Raw genomic sequence first — 17837 nt, forward strand, 5'->3', positions numbered from 1 at the left:
GCCGTTGTTGATGCACAGATACCTCGAATAGTCGTATGAATTCCCAAAGCTGGTCAATTGCGTTTTGAAAAGGTAGAACAAAAATGATCATTATTTGGTTAAAGAGTCCCGCAATACCATTTGGTATTGCGGGACTCAGCGGATAGTTTTGCATCCTGACTTAACTATCTCTTGTGGGAGATTCACTAGCAGCAAAGGAAAGTAACATGTAATGCCAACCTTGACTCAAACACGGCTTCATAGTCGTTTGAATATATCGAATTTGGGATAGAGTATCGACAGCCATAACTGGACGACTGCCAAAAGACGTTGGTTTCAAAACCCGTGTTGTCGCCTGCTCCGGTTCACGGATTTTTAGGTCTCTCGTTTGTCATTTCAAACCCGCCGTTTCAATGATTTTTGGCGCCAGAAGGCCCTCCGTCGAGGTGTCGGGATCAAGGGGTTCCATTCCCAAGTCTACGCGCATAGAGCTTACAATAGTATCGAGTTTCTTGGAAGTACGATCTTCGAGAAAACGAGCGATAGCCGACGCCACTCGCCTTTCTCCTACGACGTACGCGTGCAAGACTGGAACGGCAAACTCATCTGCCTTGTCCCCATCGCTTCGTATGTATGGGACTAAGCCCTCGAGTATCGCAGCATAACGTTCCTGCTTCCGTCGAACCTGATCGGCCTCTCGTTCGCGCAGGGTAGTTAGGACATGGGTAAAGTATACCCCGATCAAAGCAAAGAGCCCGGTAAGTACGGCAACGATAATCTTTGATACAGGCTCCGCGATCACCTTGAGCCCTTCGACGATGTAATACCCTGTCGCTAAGAGAATGGCTATCCATAAAATCGCGATCGCAATGTTTGAACGTGTGGACGTGCTCATTGTTCCTCCAATATCTGCCGCGAGGCTTAACTATTGACAGAATTTGGCTTCTTCTAAATCTATCAAGATTTCTGCCTATTATCAATTAACGCAGTATGATTTCGCATTTACATCAAATTAATGATCGGGTAATCTCTATTACCCGGTCACTTATTTTAGAGGGGGTCTTTTAAAACGGTCTCTTAAAAACGCATTTGAGATTACGTTTGAGTATCTCCAACGAGGGCAAGAGTAACGCTTGTTTTCACCGAGTGGCGGTGGTCGATATTGATTTCAGGAGCGACGGCGCCCGCCGCTCAGTGTGTTTGTATCTCATTGTTAGTCGACCTTCGCACGCAGAGATTCACAAGGGCCGTCCCTGTGTTATCTGCGCAGATTGCAACCGCTCGGCCAAGTGGTATTTGTCGCCTGTCGCCTAGCTGAGTGAGACTCCAGAAATAGTTAGCGTAGGTCTTATCAAGCTGAACATCAATTATTATTAGATTAACTGCTCGAAACAACGTGCCAATGTCCTTTAGGAAACGTTGTTCGAGCGATGTACTCTCCGGCATGTTGGGATGTAGCAACTTTAGAATATCCGCAACGTGGTCTTCGACCTCATACTCGTCGAGCGGTGCCATCAAATGCGGTGCGAGCATAATAAAGACGTCGCGGAGATTGAATGCTACTTTCCACGGAATTCGATCTTTTGAGTCAGATGAGTCCTTCGCTCTACCAGTACCTTCAATGACGTAGTCCTGCGGCAGATGGCTATTCACCTTTTCGAATGATTCATTAGAGCGTGTCAGCTTCTCCAGTTGTTGTTTGAGTTCTCTGTTCTCAACCCGAATGCGGTTGTTATCTAACAGTAGTTCCTCAGTTGTAACGGAAGATGCACTTATCCATCCTTTCGATGGATACATCTTGATCGTCTTCTGCATGCTCAGCGCAACAAGACCAATCAGTTGCTCTGTGCTATTCCAGAACTTTACGAGTCGCCCATTTGCTACCTGCTGGCGAAACTCATCCAGCTTTGTCTTCAGTTCCGGGTCCGCTTCGACAAACTTTGCGGGCAGTTCCTCTGGTGATTGATGAAGGAGCGCGACAATTCGCAGCTTCTTGGACTTTGCATATTTGTATTCTTTCTCTGTAAAGCTGATGCCTTCGTTTGTAACCGACCCGTAACGCCCACCGATAATCAGAAGGTAGTAGTCGCAGTCGTCGATGATCCGCTTGATGAACTGCCATTGCTCCTCGTCTGCAGCGGGAAATAGCTCCATTCCAGCGGGAATGCAGTCCATTTCCATTAACGCCTGCATGACCTGCTGGCGTTCATCCTTCAGGTCGGTGTACATGGAACTCACAAATACTTGATATCGCTTTTCCATATGTGGCAGCTCTCAATGCTGTCTTGTTAACTAATGTTCAAAGTCACCGTGTTGCATCGTTTTGTTATGCATCTTGAACGCTCTTGGCACTATCTTTACACAAGGTACTACAGAACTTTCCCGACAGTCCGCGAAATAAAGTGCCGCATCGTTTGCAGTAACGATATTCATTGAGGTCACATCCATTGGAACACGTCCACTCCTTTTGGCTGTAGATCGCAGATTCGAGATGGCAGATTGGACAAAGAGCAGTTGCATTAAATCTGTCACAATCAGCAACTTCGTCGCCCACGAATATGAAGTGCTTTGAGATTGCTAAGGGGCGTTCACGCACTTCGCGTTGGTCTGTATCTGACTCAAGTACAAATGAGATGTACGGATTCAATCCCTGGTCGATGCCTACATGTCGAATGACCGCGACGTCACCGACCCGAACCCTGTACTCGAACCCGCCGTGTTGGTCGATAATAAGGCCACTGTCTCTTTGGCGAGCAATTATGCGTGTGCCAGGTGTTAGGCTGAAGACATCTTCAATCAGCATTCCAATGACCTTTGATACATAATAACTGATAGACAAAACATCACATATCTAAATGTATCAAGATTTCTGCCTATTATCAATCGACACAAAATGGCTTTATGTCAGAAATTGTTCAGGGAAGGCCGAGTAGAATTACGAGTTGTGGATCGAGAGGTTCTTGCGTTTTCATTATGAACGCAATCGGAAACGGTTGAGGCATCCTCTGTTAGATTGGAAAAATGGACATCGAACAATATCTAACATATTTGGCGGTCAACAAAGATATGGAAACTTCAACTCAAAATCAGCCCCTCTCGGCAATCCAATCATGATCGAGACGAGGGACTGAGTTACGTTCTTTTGCCGAATTTAAAATCTACAATCGCAGAAAAGTGACCGGGTAACTCTTATTACCCGGTCATTGTTTTGATGTTACTTTATCCTTGCATTGAACAGTAGAAATAAAGACCGTATTGTTGAGGATGAACTAGAGTGAATCTAAAATAAATAATCAATCAATATTGGAACATCAACTCCGCTGGCTTCGTGATGCGAAACTTTATGCGGCAAGTTATGGACTCCTATCAAAAGAGCTTATCCAGGGAACACTCGTAATAACAGAAAAGCATATTAGAATGAGTTTTGACCGCGCTGTTTCCCTCGCTCGATATAATTGGCCGCTTTATCTCACCTGCTTTCTAGGGGCAGCCGTTGGATTCACTATTTGGACGATCCAACTAGTTCCGTCGCCCATCAGATACTTAGGTTTCCTTGGTGCCCTTGTTGCAACCTGGTACGCAATCTCATCTTTCGTAGCGTTTTACGTCATGTTTGACCGTTCCGATTTTCTTTCCGGTGAATGGCTTACTCATTGTGTCGAACAGTCTCCACAAACATGTGTTCAACTGAGTGTCTGCGTCGAAGAAACTACACTCCCAATTTCTAAAGTATTCCCCAGTACCGATTACATAGAATTGGACCTATTTGACAAATCTTTTATGACCGAACCGGCAATTGCCAGAGCAAAGCAGAATTCGGGTGATTCACCGTCCATCGCCGCAAAACCAGATGCACTTCCGCTGTCAGATAACACTTCTGAAATGACTGTGGTAACTCTCGCTGCCCACGAAATCCGTGACGCGTCACAGCGCGAAGTACTTTTCCGAGAGCTATCACGAATCACCGCACCAAGAGGTCGACTGATTGTTGCCGAACACCTCCGCAACCTTTCTGCAGCTGCAGCTTTTGGGCCGGGATTTTTCCATTTCTACCCGCGGTCCACATGGACGACTCTGGCACAAAAAACAGAACTCCGGATAGAATCAGAATTCGACATCACGCCATTTTTTCATGTATTTGTGTTGCGTCATGCGTGATGATGAGCGAACAACGCCACAAACTAATACTTACTACATTACATGCCTTTATACCCACCGTTTGAAAATCAACTTCTAGATTAATGACTTGGTAAAGCACGTTGCCCGGTCATTTTAACTTTGTAGTGCTACTATCTCATAATGAAAAGTGTCTGGTAAATACCTATTACCCAGACACTATCGGAGAAGTCGTTTGATCCGGTTCACGTTTTTGCTATGTTTTTTTCAGGCTTAACGATAACCTCCAATGTGTAGACGACGCATCGCGACGCGTACGTTGCTAAGAGTTCCTGTCATCAAGTACGTCTTTGACGTGTGTTCTCCAGGACGGGCTCGGTTACCAAGGCGTCGAGCTAGTGCAAACTTATGAGTATCTCCGTATCGTGCAAAGTAATAATTATTCACATCGCCACCGTCGTCACGATGTGCTCCGTATGCCCCCATAGCGTACTTGAGATCTTCCGTTGCGAGAATCAACCCAGTACAGCCACGCATGCGACGCAACCCATTTGGGTTGGCGCGCATAAACTCCGTCACCTCTTTTAGGCCACGATTGATATCCGGCTCTCGGGCGTCAAAGGTAAACCATCGATTGAACTCTGTATTCAGATAACCGGTCGGAATTTCCCAATCGATGTTACCTGGGACAGTTTCGGGCAAGTGTAAGACGGTAGTATATTCAACGATCTGATGACGTCGTTGTGAATGCCCCGCGCCAAGTGAAAGGTCCGGCGAGAGTCGGATATTTTTGCCAAGCTGCCAGTCCTTGTATACAACTAGGTGCTTCTTTGTGTTGAGTGAAGGGTATTTATATTTAGACCACTCAACAGGCACTGCGCGCGTAACCTGAGTCAATGCATCCACATTCTTTGCCGAAACTAGTGGAGAGCCATGTCCGTAAACTGATTGGTCAGAACCTTTGTTGTGGTCGTTACCTCCCTCTGTTGGAAGTGCGACTTCACCAGCGATCCCAAGTGAACTCTGAATTAATCTCCCATAGTCCGCTTGGTTGATGAACTGTTTTCCGTTCCACCACCATTCCCAAATTGCTCCTCCGGCCACCCGATTGGATACGACACGGATTACCCCATTATCGATTTTCAGTGGGGAAACACCGGTTCCTGTGAATCGCGGGAATGCGTAATGCGTGAAGGTGTGCCGGTTCGGATAAAGGCTGCGTCCGATCAGTGCAAATGGGCTGTGGATCGCGTAGTCATCCGTTGCCGGGCGATGTGTATATCGGATTTTCTGCGTACCAAGCGGGTTAGCGGTTGCCCAAGCATATCCAATATTTACTTCCTGGTCATAACCAGGGATACGTTTGTGAGAGACACGATGGTCTGAACCATTGTAGTGCCGGAAATATGCGGCAGTTCCATTCTCAGGAAAATTCGCGAAGTAATAGGTTTGGCCTTCTCGCGGAAAGCGTCTTATTTCGCTGACTGCTGAAGTAGCCATGCGGTCGCCCCTGTTGACAACGACTCGATTGCAGACTCGAAGTACGAGCTGGTGGCGTTTAATGAAAGTTTCCAGATCGGAGCCGTTCTCGGTGAGATTCAGTCCTTCTGAAGGTGATCGTCGCATTTCTGGGGTCAATGTCGTGGCGGGCTCTTCCGCTACGACATTGGATGCGTACACACATAGCGCCGTAATCAGAAATATAAACCGAGAAGATATGACAGATCTATTCATGGCACAGACTTTCATCACATAGGGTTATAGAAGTAAATTCATGTACCTATGGGGAAAGTGCCTGCTTATCCAATTTGATTATGAGTTCAACTTGAGTAAAACAGCCAGTCTCTTAATCTAGAAAATGGAAATATCTTCTAGATTTAAGGTTGGAAAGATCTGCATTAGTGACCGGGTAATGTGTATTACCCGGACACTAATTTAAATCATACTGATAAGGGTGTGAGAATGAGTTTAGATCACCGTTCAGAATTCCGCTTTTCCCGATTCGAGTCATTCAACCTAATTCCGAGGATCATAGCGACTTCCTCAATTTTCGCTTGACTATTCATCCCTGTTTAAACAGTATTTGATTAAGTTCTACCCTTAATGGGTTATTCTGAAATAATTCAGTCTAATTCAAGTTAGCCAGTAGAAAGCTGAGACCTTGGAAGATCGTCGCCGTTCTTGGTTACGCCATTGGTATAGCATCATTGATGCTGAAGTTGGCACAGATTCATCTTTCGACTTCGAAGCCGCATATGACGATCCCCACAGCGACTTTCGGATGCACTTTTTGACTTGGGATTTGTCGGATGATGCTCTACATCGATGCTTCGAAGTGTTGCCGGTCGGTCGGCAGATGGCTAATCGCGCAATTGAAATGCGGTCCCTAAACCGTGCAGACACACCGAAACTCTCTGAAGAATCTGCTGTCGACCTATTCCAGACAGGGCTCGATGCATATTCCAAGTTCAGCGATGATCCAGAATTGAAGAAACCAATTCGCGTGCGGCAGGTTTCCTGGGACGATCTCAATTCGGCAACGGCGAACACCGACCGTGTGGCTGTACTCCTTGAACACATCGACTGGCAGATCCCTACCGAAAACAGTGGGGTGGGATCATTCCTTCGCGAAACACTATATCGCCTAGCTCACTCATACGACGTAGTCGATTATATTGAATGGCCGTTGATCGGTGATACACAATCGGTCGAACCATATCGATCGTTCGCTATACTTGCGATTACAGACATTTATTTCCCATTGTTGGACGAGGCTGGCCCTGTGCTGTTCGTGACCAACAACAAAACTGGCTAACAATCGCATGTACTGGAGACACGTCCGCTAGGCCTTAAATGAAAAAATATTGTGTGATATCGCGAGCCAAGAATAAAAAGTGTCCGGTAAATAACCATTTACCGGACACTTGTTGTTTTCTGATCTCCGGGTAACTACCGTTACCCAGACATTAGCATTTTTTAGCAATATATTCCCGAATGTACCGTAGGAAATCGTCCGTTTCCCTCTCCAAGATATCACCAAACATGATTCCTATGATGAATAAAATCCGGCTTGTATGGTGATACACCGACACCGCCGTTCCATCACCAACCGGCTTCAGAATGACCTGCATAATTCGTTTGGTTTGTTGGTCTGTAAATCCAAATCCTGAGCCTCGGAATGTGGAAATTTGGGTGGAATTCACGAGTGGATCGATTCTGTAATCATTGGCCTGCCACCACTCTTTGGCTGCTGCAGCAACCACTCTTTCAGATGCTCCAAAATATTCCAGACGGTGGCAGAATGTTTTCATGTTGCTAGCTTATTATCAAACTTAAAATGATCTCGTAAATAAAGTGTCCGAGTAACATTTATTTACCGGACACTATCCAGGTGGGGCGTGTTACTTGCGGCATTCAAATGATTAAAGTGCTCTTGCATAAGTTTATGTGCTCTAATGGGTGCAACACCGTTCTTTCTGAAAAAATGTAGAATATCACCTTTAGTCATGCCATCCTTCGGTGACTTTGTGGACAACAAGAATAATTCTTTTAATAATTCTTCTTCAAATACATTTAGAGATTCCTGCATATCTGGATCATCTCGTATTTCACGACTCTCTAAACGTCTAAGCCGCGATTGCATACCTCTCGTATTCTCCAAAATCTCTACAAGAATGTCACCATCCGGTCGAGGTGGAATGGTTTCTGTTTGTGGGTTATCTTCAATGATTTTTGCAAACGATTTTTCAAATTGCCCCCAGTATGTATCGAACACTTGATCCAGAACAATATCATCGAGCGATTCATTTGAAAGGCTTTTATTTAAAGTTCGAACCAACTCCCAAACACTGTCACGATTGGGTATCGTATGATTGAACTGTGCCAAAGGGTCTACAATGTCAGATGGTTCTAAGTCTATCAAAAACGTACAAACTCGACTTGACGACAACCCCTTTGCAAGAGCTCCCGACTCAAATAAGATCCAAGGGCGATTTTGATTCTCTTTAGTCAAGCAGACAATTCCGACAGCAGTATCCTTTAATTGGTCATGTATTTCACTAAACCAAAGGGCTCCACGGTCAATATCACGAGTAGATAACCAAGGTCTAGTGGCTTGTAACACACATTTAATCCAAGTTTTGAGCATCTCTGCAACGGCTCGGCTGCGATTCCCTGACCAACTGATAAAGACCTTCATTAGAATTTCCTCGTATAGAATAATATTGCCAGAAGCATCTCTCTATTCAGGGTACACTAGAGCAATGTACTGCAACAGGGAACCGGCAAAATTTAATGAAAAATGAATGGGCAGCTATTGTTTCCCAACCATCAACCAAGGATTCCACAAAAGAAAAGTGTCTGGTAAATCATTATTTACCAGACACTTTATTAGTATTGAGATCTTGCCAAAGAAAGTGACCAGTAAAACATCGTTACCGGGACACTTTTGCATGATTTAGAGCTTTGGAATGGGATCAAGTTCTCTGCCTGAATCATTGGTTTGAAGAGCTTTAACAACTCGCTCGAATTGGACTTCGAACTTTGTATTATCAGATTCCCAATTAGTGAAATCAGGAGCAAGACGTTCAAGAATTTGATTACATTTGGGATGTTGCCATTCTGAAAAAAGATAACCATCCAAGTTCAGTGGTATCAAAGACAAAACCTCACGTCCTCTTTGTTTGAACAGCTGCTTTTCTTTCGCAAACGCATGCTTAATCTCATCATCAACCCAGCCACTGGTCAGTGAATGTTTTGAAGTACATAACAGTACTTTATCCCACACACGAATTCCATGATCAACACGATCGTAGATATTGTCTCCTGGTAATAGCTGATGTTCATCGAGCCAACAGCGAATTCCTCTGCCTTGCAAAGCGTCATGTAACCGACGAGCAAACGATTTATCCTCATGGCTGTAACTGATAAAGCAGGAATAGAAATCAATCGCTGGATTTGCAAAATGGCTTGGAATGTAGGAAATAAAATCATCAGTTAAACCACAACCACGAAGAAATCTCTCTGGAATCTTACCGTTTGATTTCATCAAGGTGTCAACACCGAGAGAACTTCGTCCTCGATGTATGACTGATTCCAAACCAATTGATTGCGATAAATCTAGATCAGTCCATCGTGTTTCCTTTGAAGAAGCATTACTCAAATTGGCCCCGCTCAAATCGGCCCAGCTCAAATCGGCCTCGCTCAAATCAACATCGCTCATGTCGGCCTTTCTCAAATCGGCCCCGCCCAAATCGGTCCGACTCAAATTGGCCCGACTCAAATTAGCATTTCTCAAATTAGTTCTCCAGTAATGAGTCCTGCTCAAATCAGCCCCATCCAAATCGGTCCCACTCAAATTAGCCCCAATCAATTTAGCCCCGCTCATTTTGGCATGTGTTAAATTGGCATTTTCCAAATTGGCATTTTTCATTCTAACCCCGCAAAAATTGGCCCAGCCCAAAGTAGCCCCGCTCAAATCAGTACCGTTCAAATTACCCCCGGAAAAATTGGCATTGCTCAAATTGGCCCCGCTTAAATTGGCCTCACTAAAATCAATACCGCACAATATGGCCCTTACCCAACGAGCCCCGCTCAAATCGACATCGCTCATTTTGGCATTACTCAAATCGGCACTCTCCAAATTGGCATTAGTCAAATTAGCACTAGTCAAATTAGCATTACGCAAATTAGCATTACGCAAATTAGCATTACGCAAATTAGCATTACGCAAATTAGCATTTTGCAAATTAGCATTACTAAAATTAGCATTACTCAAATTGGTAACTTCAAAAATGGCCTCGCTCAAATCGGCATTACTCAAATCGGCATTACTCAAATCGGCATTACTCAAATCGGCATTACTCAAATCGGCATTACTCAAATCGGCATTACTCAAATCGGTCCGACTCAAATCTAACGTAAAATGTGGGTTCTTTTTTCTCCAATTTGTTATTGATTGAGCTCCTTTTTTGACAATTTTCACATGCGCGGGATTAGCCACTGCTGTGTCTCCTTAAAAGAATAAATCACCAGATCCTAACCGAACCTTAGATTATGAGTGTCTGGCATCAGAAATGCAAATAAGTTTGATGTCACCAAAATTGAAACCATCGTTAAGAAGGTTAGCTGTACTGAAGAAGAATGTCGGAGTAATGACTGTTACCCTGTCATTGCAATGCCGGTAGCGTGCTGATCAAATCATCGAGATTGACATACCATTCGACCTCACTCCAATCAGTCTGGCATAGCTCCCCCGATGATGAAGCCAACGTGCAATAACCATCAGCATCAGGTAGAAAGATTACAGACACTGAATCAATCTGCCATTCTTTAGGATGATATGATTTCAAGGCAACGACCATGCTATCCCCTACTTTCCAAGTTGTTTTTGATTCTGCCGACTTCCAAGGCAAATAGGGGCTTTGTGGCATAGTCCCTATTCCTGATCCTCGGCGTGGATCTACAAACGCTTTCGGTTTTGCTTTGCTTGATCGTTTTGTAAACAGGGCAGCCAAAGCAGCAAATCCAACTTGTATAAAATTACGTCGTTGCATCCCATTTACCTTTCTTAATTTGATTTAAAATAATGGGTGGGTAACAACGGTTTCCCAGACACTTTGTTTAATTCCAAACAACCTCGCTTTGAAGATAACTAAGATTCCTGATTACTTTTCGCCTTCAATCATTTAAACTGTGCGTGTTGGATTCCTGCAATTCCAAGGTAGTTCGCATGACTGAAAGAAAAGAATCAAAATTTATTCGATTCCTAAGCTATGCAATTCCAATATTGTTAGTGATTTATGTATTGGGTGTTGGTCCTATCGCCGGAGTTATAACTCAACCTGATGGATCCGTTAATCCTGAACATAGGAGCTGGGCAATTTCTTTCTATGCTCCTCTGTTTTTTGTGGTAAAAAGTAATGCGTCATTGGAATCTATTGTTGAAGAATACGTACAATTCTGGGTTGACATTATTTGAACACTTTCCCGCAAACGCTGAGAATTCGAGCTGATATGACCAGTACATATAAAGTGTCTGGTAAACAACCTTTTACCGGTCACTTACTGGCTGGAATTTCAAAACACTTTCCACTCCAAGCCATTTTTTTGATTCGTTCCAAACCAGAGACAGACCAGCGCTCTATGATCATAGAGTTGACCTTTTTCCAATCGGTCGGATAATCTGATTTCAGAGCCAGTGCATAAGTCATAGCAATCTGTCTCTGTGTGCATTTCTGTTTGATTTCGTTTTCGATGACCATTTCGACACACATAATATGGGAACTAAAACCATTAACAATTTCTTCGTCTGACCGGATATAGCCTCTTTTTCCGCATGCGGTGCAGATATTGATTAACCGATCTCCATCCTCGTGCGGTTCATAAAATGCCTGAACTGTGGGATATCCTCGATCGCATATTGGGCAATTAATAACTTTGTCTTTTGGTGCTGGTTTCCATCCTAAATCTGTAACCATTGAATTATCCTTTTCTAAAAATGATTTAAAATGTTGTCTGGTAAATAACATTTTCCCAGACACTATGAAATCTGCTGGATCAAGTCGCCAAGAAATTCCTTCATATTCGCACGGAAATTCATGTCTTCTTCACCCGGCTTTTTTACTGTGATTAAAAGCCACGGCGAACCCAGGCCAGCACCACAATCCATAGAGAATTCAAGATCTTCTCCTTCCCCTGAAATCCAGTTTTGCCGTAGTCCACATTCAAGCATTCCACCTACATCAACCTGCTGAATATTGAGCTGACTTTCAAACTCGTTTATTAGTGTTGCAGTCATTGCATGTCATTCCTTTCTAAAATTAAAAATAATGGGTGGGTAACAGTCTTTTACAAGACATAGTGGTTTATCTAAACACTTCGACGATCAATAAAATGAAGCCACCAAAAGCAAGTAGAAATTTCGCACAACCGCAATCTCCACCACCTTTGGTAACTCTTTCACCTGAATTATCAAGATCGTGCATCTGCCAATAGACTCCTTTCATTCAAACATAAGAAAATTCAATGCGTGTGACTTTGGTTGAGGGAACGACACGCATCTTTTTACAAAACATGGCGACAAACTCTTCACCAGTCATTTCCGGAAAGCCTTCACGCGTCGCTTCCTGATTTCCATAATCACGATCAAAAACCAGTTTGCTCAACGGTTCCTTGTAGACGGAAACAACGCGGATCACACAAATGACTTCCCTCTTTTCACCGCGTTTGAGTCCCATACATTTCACGCAGGCCTTTAACAACGTGCCTGGCTGTAAATCGTGCCAACCGAGACGACGCGTTACGTCTTTGCGTTTCATCCTGGTCTGATCGGTTGTGATCGAAAACGAAATCCCAGGTAAACGCCAGGCTTTGAGCTTCGCATTCGTAAATCGGTGATCGACACTCACTGCTCCCTGTTTAATCGCCAATTGACGTTTTGACTTCGTCAAATCGTAATGCGGAATCGTTGATTGATTTTGAAACCAGCCCCTCATCAATCCGATGCGAGTCGCGAAGTCATGTAGCACGTCGAGAGACGTTTCCGGAGAAACAAACATGTGGCAGGCCTCGTTGTATCTCCAGTTTGGATTTCTGGCACAGCCTGACATCGGATCCACATAAACAGAATTCATAGCAGGCTCGTCGGGGGTATTAAAAAAGTCGAGTTGAACTTGTGACATGAGATTCGCGTCCTAAGAAAGCATGAGATCAGCAAGAGTTCCAAGTGCGATCGAGATTAAGAGAAGTACCAGAATCGGAATGATCATTTCTTTGAATGGTGTTGGATTATGTACCGAACCGGAGCTGCTATTTAGGTCGTGTTTGTTTTTATTTTGTGACCACTTACGTTGTTGAACACCTTCGATCTTTTCCAACGTTAATGCGTATTTGCAATGAACCTGTTGGTAAACGTAGGCTTGTCGTTTGTACTCGACGTTTTGAAATTTCTCATTCATCTTTTGGCTTTCGATTTCCATATGTCGGGAAAATGAAATGAGATCTTTGGCTCGAATAAAGACTTCACCTTCGGAAGATGTAATGGTTTTGATTTCTCCCGGATATTCCTTTTTGATGTTTAACGTGGTCATGAACTCTCCTTGATTAAAAAATCCAATTCGTATCGGTTGAAAAAGGATTCCGCGATCGCCATTCCGTCAGCGATCGCGGATTAAACTTCACCAGGCAATCCGGTTGCCTGGTCTCGAAGTGCCTCCAGCAATGTGACGCGATAGAAACCGGGTGAACGATGAACATCCGGATTTTGGGCCAGTGCCCGGACAATGACCGGTTCACAATGAGCTTTCACGAAGTTGAGGAGCTCGTCTCGTTTCAATCTGTCCAGCTGGGGGCCGTATTCACGCTCCAGCTCTTGCAGGGCGCGTTGATTCGCTTTTCGTTTTGCCCGTCGATCTGATATCTCTTGTGCAGATCGTTGACGTTCGCGATCTGCCTGCGCTTGCCTCTGACCCTTGTGGTATTTTTCATCCTCCGGAGGCCAACCCGCGGCGGGATTGTCGCCGGGTAGCGCGTTTCTGACTCGCGTGTAGATCGCTCCTGGGCCGTAGGCTCCCGGTTTTGATCGAGCAAATTCGATCAACTGCAAAATTTCTGCGGGAACACAACCACGAGACCTGGCTGACTCAACGGCAGGTGACGCCCGGCCCACTCCTTCTGAAATTAAAATCTCCTCCACCACCGACCAGGCGGGCACACTGGTAACGAGCGCCTGGTGGGAGGGGGGAGGAGTATTAATCGGTTTTAACGGCGGATATAAGAGGGCCTGATCACTGTGATCAGGGGGGGCCTGATCATGGTGAGCAGGGGGGTAGTCACTGTGATCAGGGGGGTGCTCATGGTGATCACCCCCTACTTTAAGGACTTGCGTCGATTTTTCCGGAACAGGAGCCGGATCATCGAGCGGTTCACCGTTGGCAATCGCATCAAGATTCGGCCATACAATGCGATAGGAGTTCGCTTGCTGGCCACGTGCGTTAATGGTTGAATCTTTGATTAACAAACCGTAACGACAGAGATCTTCGATTCCCCGGCGAACGGTGGGGACACTCATGCCGTCATAGGCGCTGATTTCACGATGTGTGAGCGAGACTTTGGATTCATTACGGGCGACATCATCGATTGCCCGGAGGACTCGTGCCATACGGGAAAACGGCATGAGGGGCGATATTTGATGTAAAATCCAAAGTTTCCGGCCTCGATTAAAATCGAGATCCAGTTGTTTGCGACTCATCCGAACATTCCTTGTTCGCGCCTTTAGGCGACTTGTGGTTGTGGTGCCTCTTCGGTCGATTCTTTCAGTTCCTCTCGAACAATGGGGACTTCAGAAGGCGCGACAATTCCGATCTTGACCTTACCTGGTTTTAATTCCGTAACCAGAATTTCGATGTTCTCTCCAATTAATATTTTTTGATTTACCTTTCGACTCAAAACTAACATATCAGACTCCTTTCAAACGGTTGATAAAAATCATTTTCAAACCACTTCGATCCGTGAAAGCGGGACCGGCCATTGTTCACCTTCAACGAAGACGGCTGCCACTTCGAGAAACGCGATCGCTTTCCATGTCGTCTTACTCAGTCCGTCCGGATCCGTGTTGAGATCGCGTCCCTCGGACCAATAAAAGACTTCCGTACCAGGAGGATGATGCGCGTTGAATTCCTGAATGGCTTTCAGAGCTTTCGCTCGTTTTTTTCGATAAAATTCGATTGCGAGTAAATCAGCCATCGCATGACCTCATTCAGTAACCACAAATTTTTGCGCGCCAGCCACAAAATGCTGTTCTTCACAAGTCAGGATCGCCCAGCCATCAGGACTGTGTTCCTGATGAACGATCATGACAGCGGCTTCATAATCCACGGCTTTGATTTCGACAGTTTTCAGATCTCCAAGTTCCGTAAATGTTTTTTCGTTTTCGAGATCTGTTTTCCGGCAGAGCAAAACGTTGAATGTTTTCATGACTTCTCCTTTGAAAAGAAACATACAAACGCAATACGCCCGCCGACCGAGTAATCGATCGACGGGCGGTTAGTTAGGGACAACGTGCCTACGTTGGTTGAAACACGACGCGGCCACACGTTTGAGATCAATGAGTTAACCAGGTAATAACGTGTGACGTGAGGATGAACGACCTCCGCGTCGTTGGAATCTATTCCAGAATCGAATAAAACGAATCTGGTTGTTCGAGATTTTCGACGGCTTGAATGACTTCCGGACTCGGATTGAGATAATAAACTTCGTTCACTCCGCGTCCGCCATGTCCCAAAACCCATTTCCCGGCTTTTGCACCGGGGTTTGCAGCATCTAAACGCGAACTGCAGGTCTCTCTCAGATCCCGAAATTCGATGTATTCTTTGATGCCCGCGGAATCTTGAATTGCTTTCCACTGATCGTAAAGCGTTCTCTTGCATTTGGTGCTTCGAAAGACACGATCGGTCTTCTTCTGATTTTGAAACACAGACTCGAAATGCAAACCGACGATTTCTTGAAAGGGAACGCCTTGGAGTTTTGACGTTTTTTGAGCAACAAAGGAAACACGCCTCATTTTCAGATCGACGTTTTCCCATAGAAGTTGAAAAAAGTCTTGAGTCCGTGGTCCACAATTGAAAAATACAACGAGTGCCAATCTCCAGAGTAGGGGAGGGCAATCTGAAGTATAGGGCCATTTGGCAACATCGCAGGCATGGTAAACCGCATTTATCTCTTCGTCCGTCACAAGCCGGGGAAATTTTCGAAATCGTTTTTTGGGTGGTGCCATGTATGGAACACGTTCGATAATCGATTCTCCGAGTGGATTGCCCTGGATAGGAGGACCAACACGACGAAGAATGCGTCTGATGTGTCGCCAATATTTTTTGATCGATTCCGGAGAATATTTTTCGAGTTCGAAAGTCTCCTTGAACTCGCGTAGACTTTCGTTTGTGATTTCCCCGACATTGGGATTGGAAGTTCTGGCTTCCCAATGATTCAACGCCGTTCGATAAACAGACAAGGTTCCTTCTGGAGAATCTTTCATATCGGGTAGAACATATTTTTCGTAACAATCTCGTAATTTCAAATGATTTTTTAAATCGTTTGAATTTGAAATCAATTGAGATGGAAACGGAAAAATATCGTCTTTTCTTAGGGGTGAAGAAATCATATATGCAGGTCTCCCTGATAATTTTTTTGCAGCGCCCAAACGGGAAAATAGTGCCTGCTAAATGCTTCCCGCCCTTACTCCGTTGTGCCTCCATGTAGGCATATTTTGTTAGCTCCTGAATCTTGAATGAACAAACGCGATCCTTCTCTGAGAAAACTATCCAGTTTTCAACCCAAACTTCAAAACAAAAAACCATCATTCACCTCCCCACAATCAAAAGTGCGTACGTTTAGCGCAACGATTCTGATCGTGTTTTTTTTGGGGGTTGAATAAAGCGGGCCGGTTGATCAGCGTATAACGCGCACGATCAACCGGCTGAAATAGTTCTGGATATGTGCAAGCAAAGCAGCAAAGAACCCCGCATCAAACTCAACTCCAAAGATCGGCTAATGCCCAAGTGACAAGGGCCGACTATACGAATCCTAATTGTTTGTAATTAGACGTTCGTAAGGTCTCGATCTTTAAGCTGAGATAACCGGCTTAAAAGAAGGTTGGTGAGAAATCTCACGAGCGTCACTTTTGTTTAGCGAGAGTCAGTTTGCGCACGGTGATTTGAAAAAGTCAAGTGAGAACAGAAAAAAATTGAAAAAAGGAGGGTAAGCAAATTCGAGATATTTATTCGCTTCTGTAATTCTTATGTCCTAATTGAATCGCTTCGTTGATTTCGTTATCCCTCAAAATGAAATCTAATTCACTCCAACTTAGTTCTTTGATTTGTTGCGGAAGCCAGGAATATTTATCCATGATCCATTTGTGAATGGCATCTTCACCAGCATACAAATCATAGTGTTTATATTCTGCGAGATAGTCGCCAAGTTGTTTCACGGTAAAATCTTTACGGAACTGGATCACTTCTTCAGAGAGGGGGTAATCGTCATCGAACAGATGTTCGAATAACCCGAAAAGAAAGGGATCGGATTCTTCCATACCGTCATCGTCATCGCGATGATCATCGGACATAATTGCTGCCTTTTAAATTGGTTGAGATGGAGTAAGGCAAGCAGTCATTGAGTTAATCTAAAAATAGAAACTCAAATAGTTGCAGGCCATTTTAAAAAAAGTTGGAGCGAGAGAAGGTGCAACAATCTAACAGACGTCGAACAGCTAGAAGCTGTCTTAGTAAAGAGATTTATCCCCTCGCTCCAACTAATTTCCAATTACACGAGGATAGAGACACGGAACAAAAAACAAAAACGTTGAAGCGAGAAGTTGCTAAACAAACAGTGACGTCAAACAGCTCAGGAAAGAGCTGGCTTCGTAATATTTCTCCCCGCTCCAACGTTAATTTTGATTTGTACCGGGACTCGTAGTCCTGGTATAAACGTTCCAAAAGGCCTGCTTATTAAGGAGCAATGGGCACGGGCGGGATCGAACCGCCGACACCAGGATTTTCAGTCCTGTGCTCTACCAACTGAGCTACATGCCCTTTTCGTTTCCTACTGTGATTTCAATAACGTTAACCCCATATGAAATCATTGTTTAATAGAAGCGAGATGGGAATATAAGCCATTCTCCATTCAGTTTCAAGCAAAACCGGCATTTCCTGAAAAGGATTCGGGAGTTTTCCTGGTTCTGAGTCGACTCC

22 protein-coding genes and 1 tRNA gene are annotated in these 17837 nt (G+C 44.5%); 4 read left to right on the top strand and 19 right to left on the bottom strand.

What is annotated here, in order from left to right; translation table 11 throughout:
* Positions 1–370: 370 nt before the first annotated feature.
* The 3 genes from V202x_RS22635 to V202x_RS22645 form a co-directional block, all read right to left on the bottom strand.
* Entirely contained in the window at positions 371–874 is a 504-nt protein-coding gene (locus V202x_RS22635; protein WP_145179103.1) for a hypothetical protein, read from the bottom strand.
* A 296-nt stretch (positions 875–1170) separates the two neighbouring features.
* Positions 1171–2241 (bottom strand): DUF4062 domain-containing protein, encoded by a 1071-nt coding sequence (locus V202x_RS22640; RefSeq protein WP_145179104.1) that lies wholly within the window; start codon positions 2239–2241, stop codon positions 1171–1173.
* A gap of 64 nt (positions 2242–2305) precedes the next feature.
* Complete coding sequence (locus V202x_RS22645) at positions 2306–2782, bottom strand: hypothetical protein (RefSeq protein ID WP_145179105.1); 477 nt, start codon at positions 2780–2782, stop codon at positions 2306–2308.
* Between the two features lie 218 nt (positions 2783–3000).
* Here V202x_RS22645 and V202x_RS28170 point away from each other — a divergent pair, with 218 nt between their 5' ends.
* A complete protein-coding gene (locus V202x_RS28170; RefSeq protein ID WP_409996669.1) occupies positions 3001–3093 on the top strand; it encodes a hypothetical protein in 93 nt (30 codons plus the stop codon).
* A gap of 303 nt (positions 3094–3396) precedes the next feature.
* On the top strand, positions 3397–4137 hold the full coding sequence (locus V202x_RS22650; RefSeq protein ID WP_145179106.1) for a methyltransferase domain-containing protein: 741 nt from the start codon (positions 3397–3399) through the stop codon (positions 4135–4137).
* Positions 4138–4368: 231 nt separating this feature from the next.
* Here the strand turns inward: V202x_RS22650 and V202x_RS22655 are convergent, their stop codons facing one another.
* Positions 4369–5775: a hypothetical protein gene (locus tag V202x_RS22655; protein WP_145179107.1), complete on the bottom strand. Its 1407-nt coding sequence runs from the start codon at positions 5773–5775 to the stop codon at positions 4369–4371.
* 601 nt (positions 5776–6376) lie between these two features.
* On the opposite strand from V202x_RS22655, the gene V202x_RS22660 reads away from it, so the two are divergent.
* A complete protein-coding gene (locus V202x_RS22660) occupies positions 6377–6910 on the top strand; it encodes a hypothetical protein (protein ID WP_145179108.1) in 534 nt (177 codons plus the stop codon).
* Positions 6911–7061: 151 nt separating this feature from the next.
* Here the strand turns inward: V202x_RS22660 and V202x_RS22665 are convergent, their stop codons facing one another.
* From V202x_RS22665 to V202x_RS22680, 4 genes are all read right to left on the bottom strand, one after another.
* A complete protein-coding gene (locus tag V202x_RS22665; RefSeq protein ID WP_145179109.1) occupies positions 7062–7406 on the bottom strand; it encodes a hypothetical protein in 345 nt (114 codons plus the stop codon).
* A 62-nt stretch (positions 7407–7468) separates the two neighbouring features.
* Positions 7469–8293, bottom strand: a complete 825-nt coding sequence (locus V202x_RS22670) for a toll/interleukin-1 receptor domain-containing protein (RefSeq protein ID WP_145179110.1) — start codon at positions 8291–8293, stop codon at positions 7469–7471.
* A gap of 258 nt (positions 8294–8551) precedes the next feature.
* A complete protein-coding gene (locus tag V202x_RS22675; RefSeq protein WP_145179111.1) occupies positions 8552–10096 on the bottom strand; it encodes a toll/interleukin-1 receptor domain-containing protein in 1545 nt (514 codons plus the stop codon).
* 166 nt (positions 10097–10262) lie between these two features.
* Positions 10263–10649: a hypothetical protein gene (locus tag V202x_RS22680; protein WP_145179112.1), complete on the bottom strand. Its 387-nt coding sequence runs from the start codon at positions 10647–10649 to the stop codon at positions 10263–10265.
* A gap of 176 nt (positions 10650–10825) precedes the next feature.
* Here V202x_RS22680 and V202x_RS22685 point away from each other — a divergent pair, with 176 nt between their 5' ends.
* On the top strand, positions 10826–11074 hold the full coding sequence (locus V202x_RS22685; protein ID WP_145179113.1) for a hypothetical protein: 249 nt from the start codon (positions 10826–10828) through the stop codon (positions 11072–11074).
* A gap of 79 nt (positions 11075–11153) precedes the next feature.
* Here the strand turns inward: V202x_RS22685 and V202x_RS22690 are convergent, their stop codons facing one another.
* From V202x_RS22690 to V202x_RS22740, 11 genes are all read right to left on the bottom strand, one after another.
* Positions 11154–11573, bottom strand: a complete 420-nt coding sequence (locus tag V202x_RS22690) for a hypothetical protein (protein ID WP_145179114.1) — start codon at positions 11571–11573, stop codon at positions 11154–11156.
* Positions 11574–11635: 62 nt separating this feature from the next.
* Positions 11636–11893 carry a hypothetical protein gene (locus tag V202x_RS22695; protein ID WP_145179115.1) on the bottom strand — a complete coding sequence of 86 codons (258 nt, stop codon included), beginning with the start codon at positions 11891–11893 and terminating at the stop codon, positions 11636–11638.
* Between the two features lie 208 nt (positions 11894–12101).
* Positions 12102–12776: a DUF4031 domain-containing protein gene (locus V202x_RS22700; protein ID WP_145179116.1), complete on the bottom strand. Its 675-nt coding sequence runs from the start codon at positions 12774–12776 to the stop codon at positions 12102–12104.
* Positions 12777–12788: 12 nt separating this feature from the next.
* Positions 12789–13184 (bottom strand): hypothetical protein, encoded by a 396-nt coding sequence (locus V202x_RS22705; protein WP_145179117.1) that lies wholly within the window; start codon positions 13182–13184, stop codon positions 12789–12791.
* 80 nt (positions 13185–13264) lie between these two features.
* Positions 13265–14344 (bottom strand): hypothetical protein, encoded by a 1080-nt coding sequence (locus V202x_RS22710; protein WP_145179118.1) that lies wholly within the window; start codon positions 14342–14344, stop codon positions 13265–13267.
* Between the two features lie 23 nt (positions 14345–14367).
* Entirely contained in the window at positions 14368–14550 is a 183-nt protein-coding gene (locus V202x_RS22715) for a carbon storage regulator (protein ID WP_144980124.1), read from the bottom strand.
* 36 nt (positions 14551–14586) lie between these two features.
* The gene (locus V202x_RS22720) at positions 14587–14838 is read right to left on the bottom strand and encodes a hypothetical protein (protein ID WP_145179119.1); all 252 of its coding nucleotides are present in this window, start codon (positions 14836–14838) and stop codon (positions 14587–14589) included.
* 9 nt (positions 14839–14847) lie between these two features.
* Positions 14848–15069 (bottom strand): hypothetical protein, encoded by a 222-nt coding sequence (locus tag V202x_RS22725; protein ID WP_145179120.1) that lies wholly within the window; start codon positions 15067–15069, stop codon positions 14848–14850.
* Positions 15070–15259: 190 nt separating this feature from the next.
* A complete protein-coding gene (locus V202x_RS22730; protein ID WP_145179121.1) occupies positions 15260–16252 on the bottom strand; it encodes a tyrosine-type recombinase/integrase in 993 nt (330 codons plus the stop codon).
* Positions 16253–16867: 615 nt separating this feature from the next.
* Positions 16868–17212, bottom strand: a complete 345-nt coding sequence (locus tag V202x_RS22735) for a hypothetical protein (protein WP_145179122.1) — start codon at positions 17210–17212, stop codon at positions 16868–16870.
* Positions 17213–17605: 393 nt separating this feature from the next.
* Positions 17606–17678, bottom strand: a tRNA-Phe gene (locus V202x_RS22740).
* Between the last annotated feature and the right edge of the window lie 159 nt (positions 17679–17837).

Source organism: Gimesia aquarii (genome assembly GCF_007748175.1).
In the GTDB taxonomy this organism is placed as follows: domain Bacteria; phylum Planctomycetota; class Planctomycetia; order Planctomycetales; family Planctomycetaceae; genus Gimesia; species Gimesia aquarii_A.

What these genes read in the sequence shown, in the direction of transcription:
- V202x_RS22660 (WP_145179108.1), top strand. Translation starts at nt 6,377, where the DNA reads ATGCACTTTTTGACTTGGGATTTGTCGGATGATGCTCTACATCGATGC.
- V202x_RS22680 (WP_145179112.1), bottom strand. Translation starts at nt 10,649, where the DNA reads ATGCAACGACGTAATTTTATACAAGTTGGATTTGCTGCTTTGGCTGCC.
- V202x_RS22715 (WP_144980124.1), bottom strand. Translation starts at nt 14,550, where the DNA reads ATGTTAGTTTTGAGTCGAAAGGTAAATCAAAAAATATTAATTGGAGAG.
- V202x_RS22700 (WP_145179116.1), bottom strand. Translation starts at nt 12,776, where the DNA reads ATGTCACAAGTTCAACTCGACTTTTTTAATACCCCCGACGAGCCTGCT.
- V202x_RS22690 (WP_145179114.1), bottom strand. Translation starts at nt 11,573, where the DNA reads ATGGTTACAGATTTAGGATGGAAACCAGCACCAAAAGACAAAGTTATT.
- V202x_RS22720 (WP_145179119.1), bottom strand. Translation starts at nt 14,838, where the DNA reads ATGGCTGATTTACTCGCAATCGAATTTTATCGAAAAAAACGAGCGAAA.
- V202x_RS22735 (WP_145179122.1), bottom strand. Translation starts at nt 17,212, where the DNA reads ATGTCCGATGATCATCGCGATGACGATGACGGTATGGAAGAATCCGAT.
- V202x_RS22710 (WP_145179118.1), bottom strand. Translation starts at nt 14,344, where the DNA reads ATGAGTCGCAAACAACTGGATCTCGATTTTAATCGAGGCCGGAAACTT.
- V202x_RS22645 (WP_145179105.1), bottom strand. Translation starts at nt 2,782, where the DNA reads ATGCTGATTGAAGATGTCTTCAGCCTAACACCTGGCACACGCATAATT.
- V202x_RS22685 (WP_145179113.1), top strand. Translation starts at nt 10,826, where the DNA reads ATGACTGAAAGAAAAGAATCAAAATTTATTCGATTCCTAAGCTATGCA.
- V202x_RS22665 (WP_145179109.1), bottom strand. Translation starts at nt 7,406, where the DNA reads ATGAAAACATTCTGCCACCGTCTGGAATATTTTGGAGCATCTGAAAGA.
- V202x_RS22730 (WP_145179121.1), bottom strand. Translation starts at nt 16,252, where the DNA reads ATGATTTCTTCACCCCTAAGAAAAGACGATATTTTTCCGTTTCCATCT.
- V202x_RS22725 (WP_145179120.1), bottom strand. Translation starts at nt 15,069, where the DNA reads ATGAAAACATTCAACGTTTTGCTCTGCCGGAAAACAGATCTCGAAAAC.
- V202x_RS22640 (WP_145179104.1), bottom strand. Translation starts at nt 2,241, where the DNA reads ATGGAAAAGCGATATCAAGTATTTGTGAGTTCCATGTACACCGACCTG.
- V202x_RS22695 (WP_145179115.1), bottom strand. Translation starts at nt 11,893, where the DNA reads ATGACTGCAACACTAATAAACGAGTTTGAAAGTCAGCTCAATATTCAG.
- V202x_RS22650 (WP_145179106.1), top strand. Translation starts at nt 3,397, where the DNA reads ATGAGTTTTGACCGCGCTGTTTCCCTCGCTCGATATAATTGGCCGCTT.
- V202x_RS28170 (WP_409996669.1), top strand. Translation starts at nt 3,001, where the DNA reads ATGGACATCGAACAATATCTAACATATTTGGCGGTCAACAAAGATATG.
- V202x_RS22705 (WP_145179117.1), bottom strand. Translation starts at nt 13,184, where the DNA reads ATGACCACGTTAAACATCAAAAAGGAATATCCGGGAGAAATCAAAACC.
- V202x_RS22635 (WP_145179103.1), bottom strand. Translation starts at nt 874, where the DNA reads ATGAGCACGTCCACACGTTCAAACATTGCGATCGCGATTTTATGGATA.
- V202x_RS22670 (WP_145179110.1), bottom strand. Translation starts at nt 8,293, where the DNA reads ATGAAGGTCTTTATCAGTTGGTCAGGGAATCGCAGCCGAGCCGTTGCA.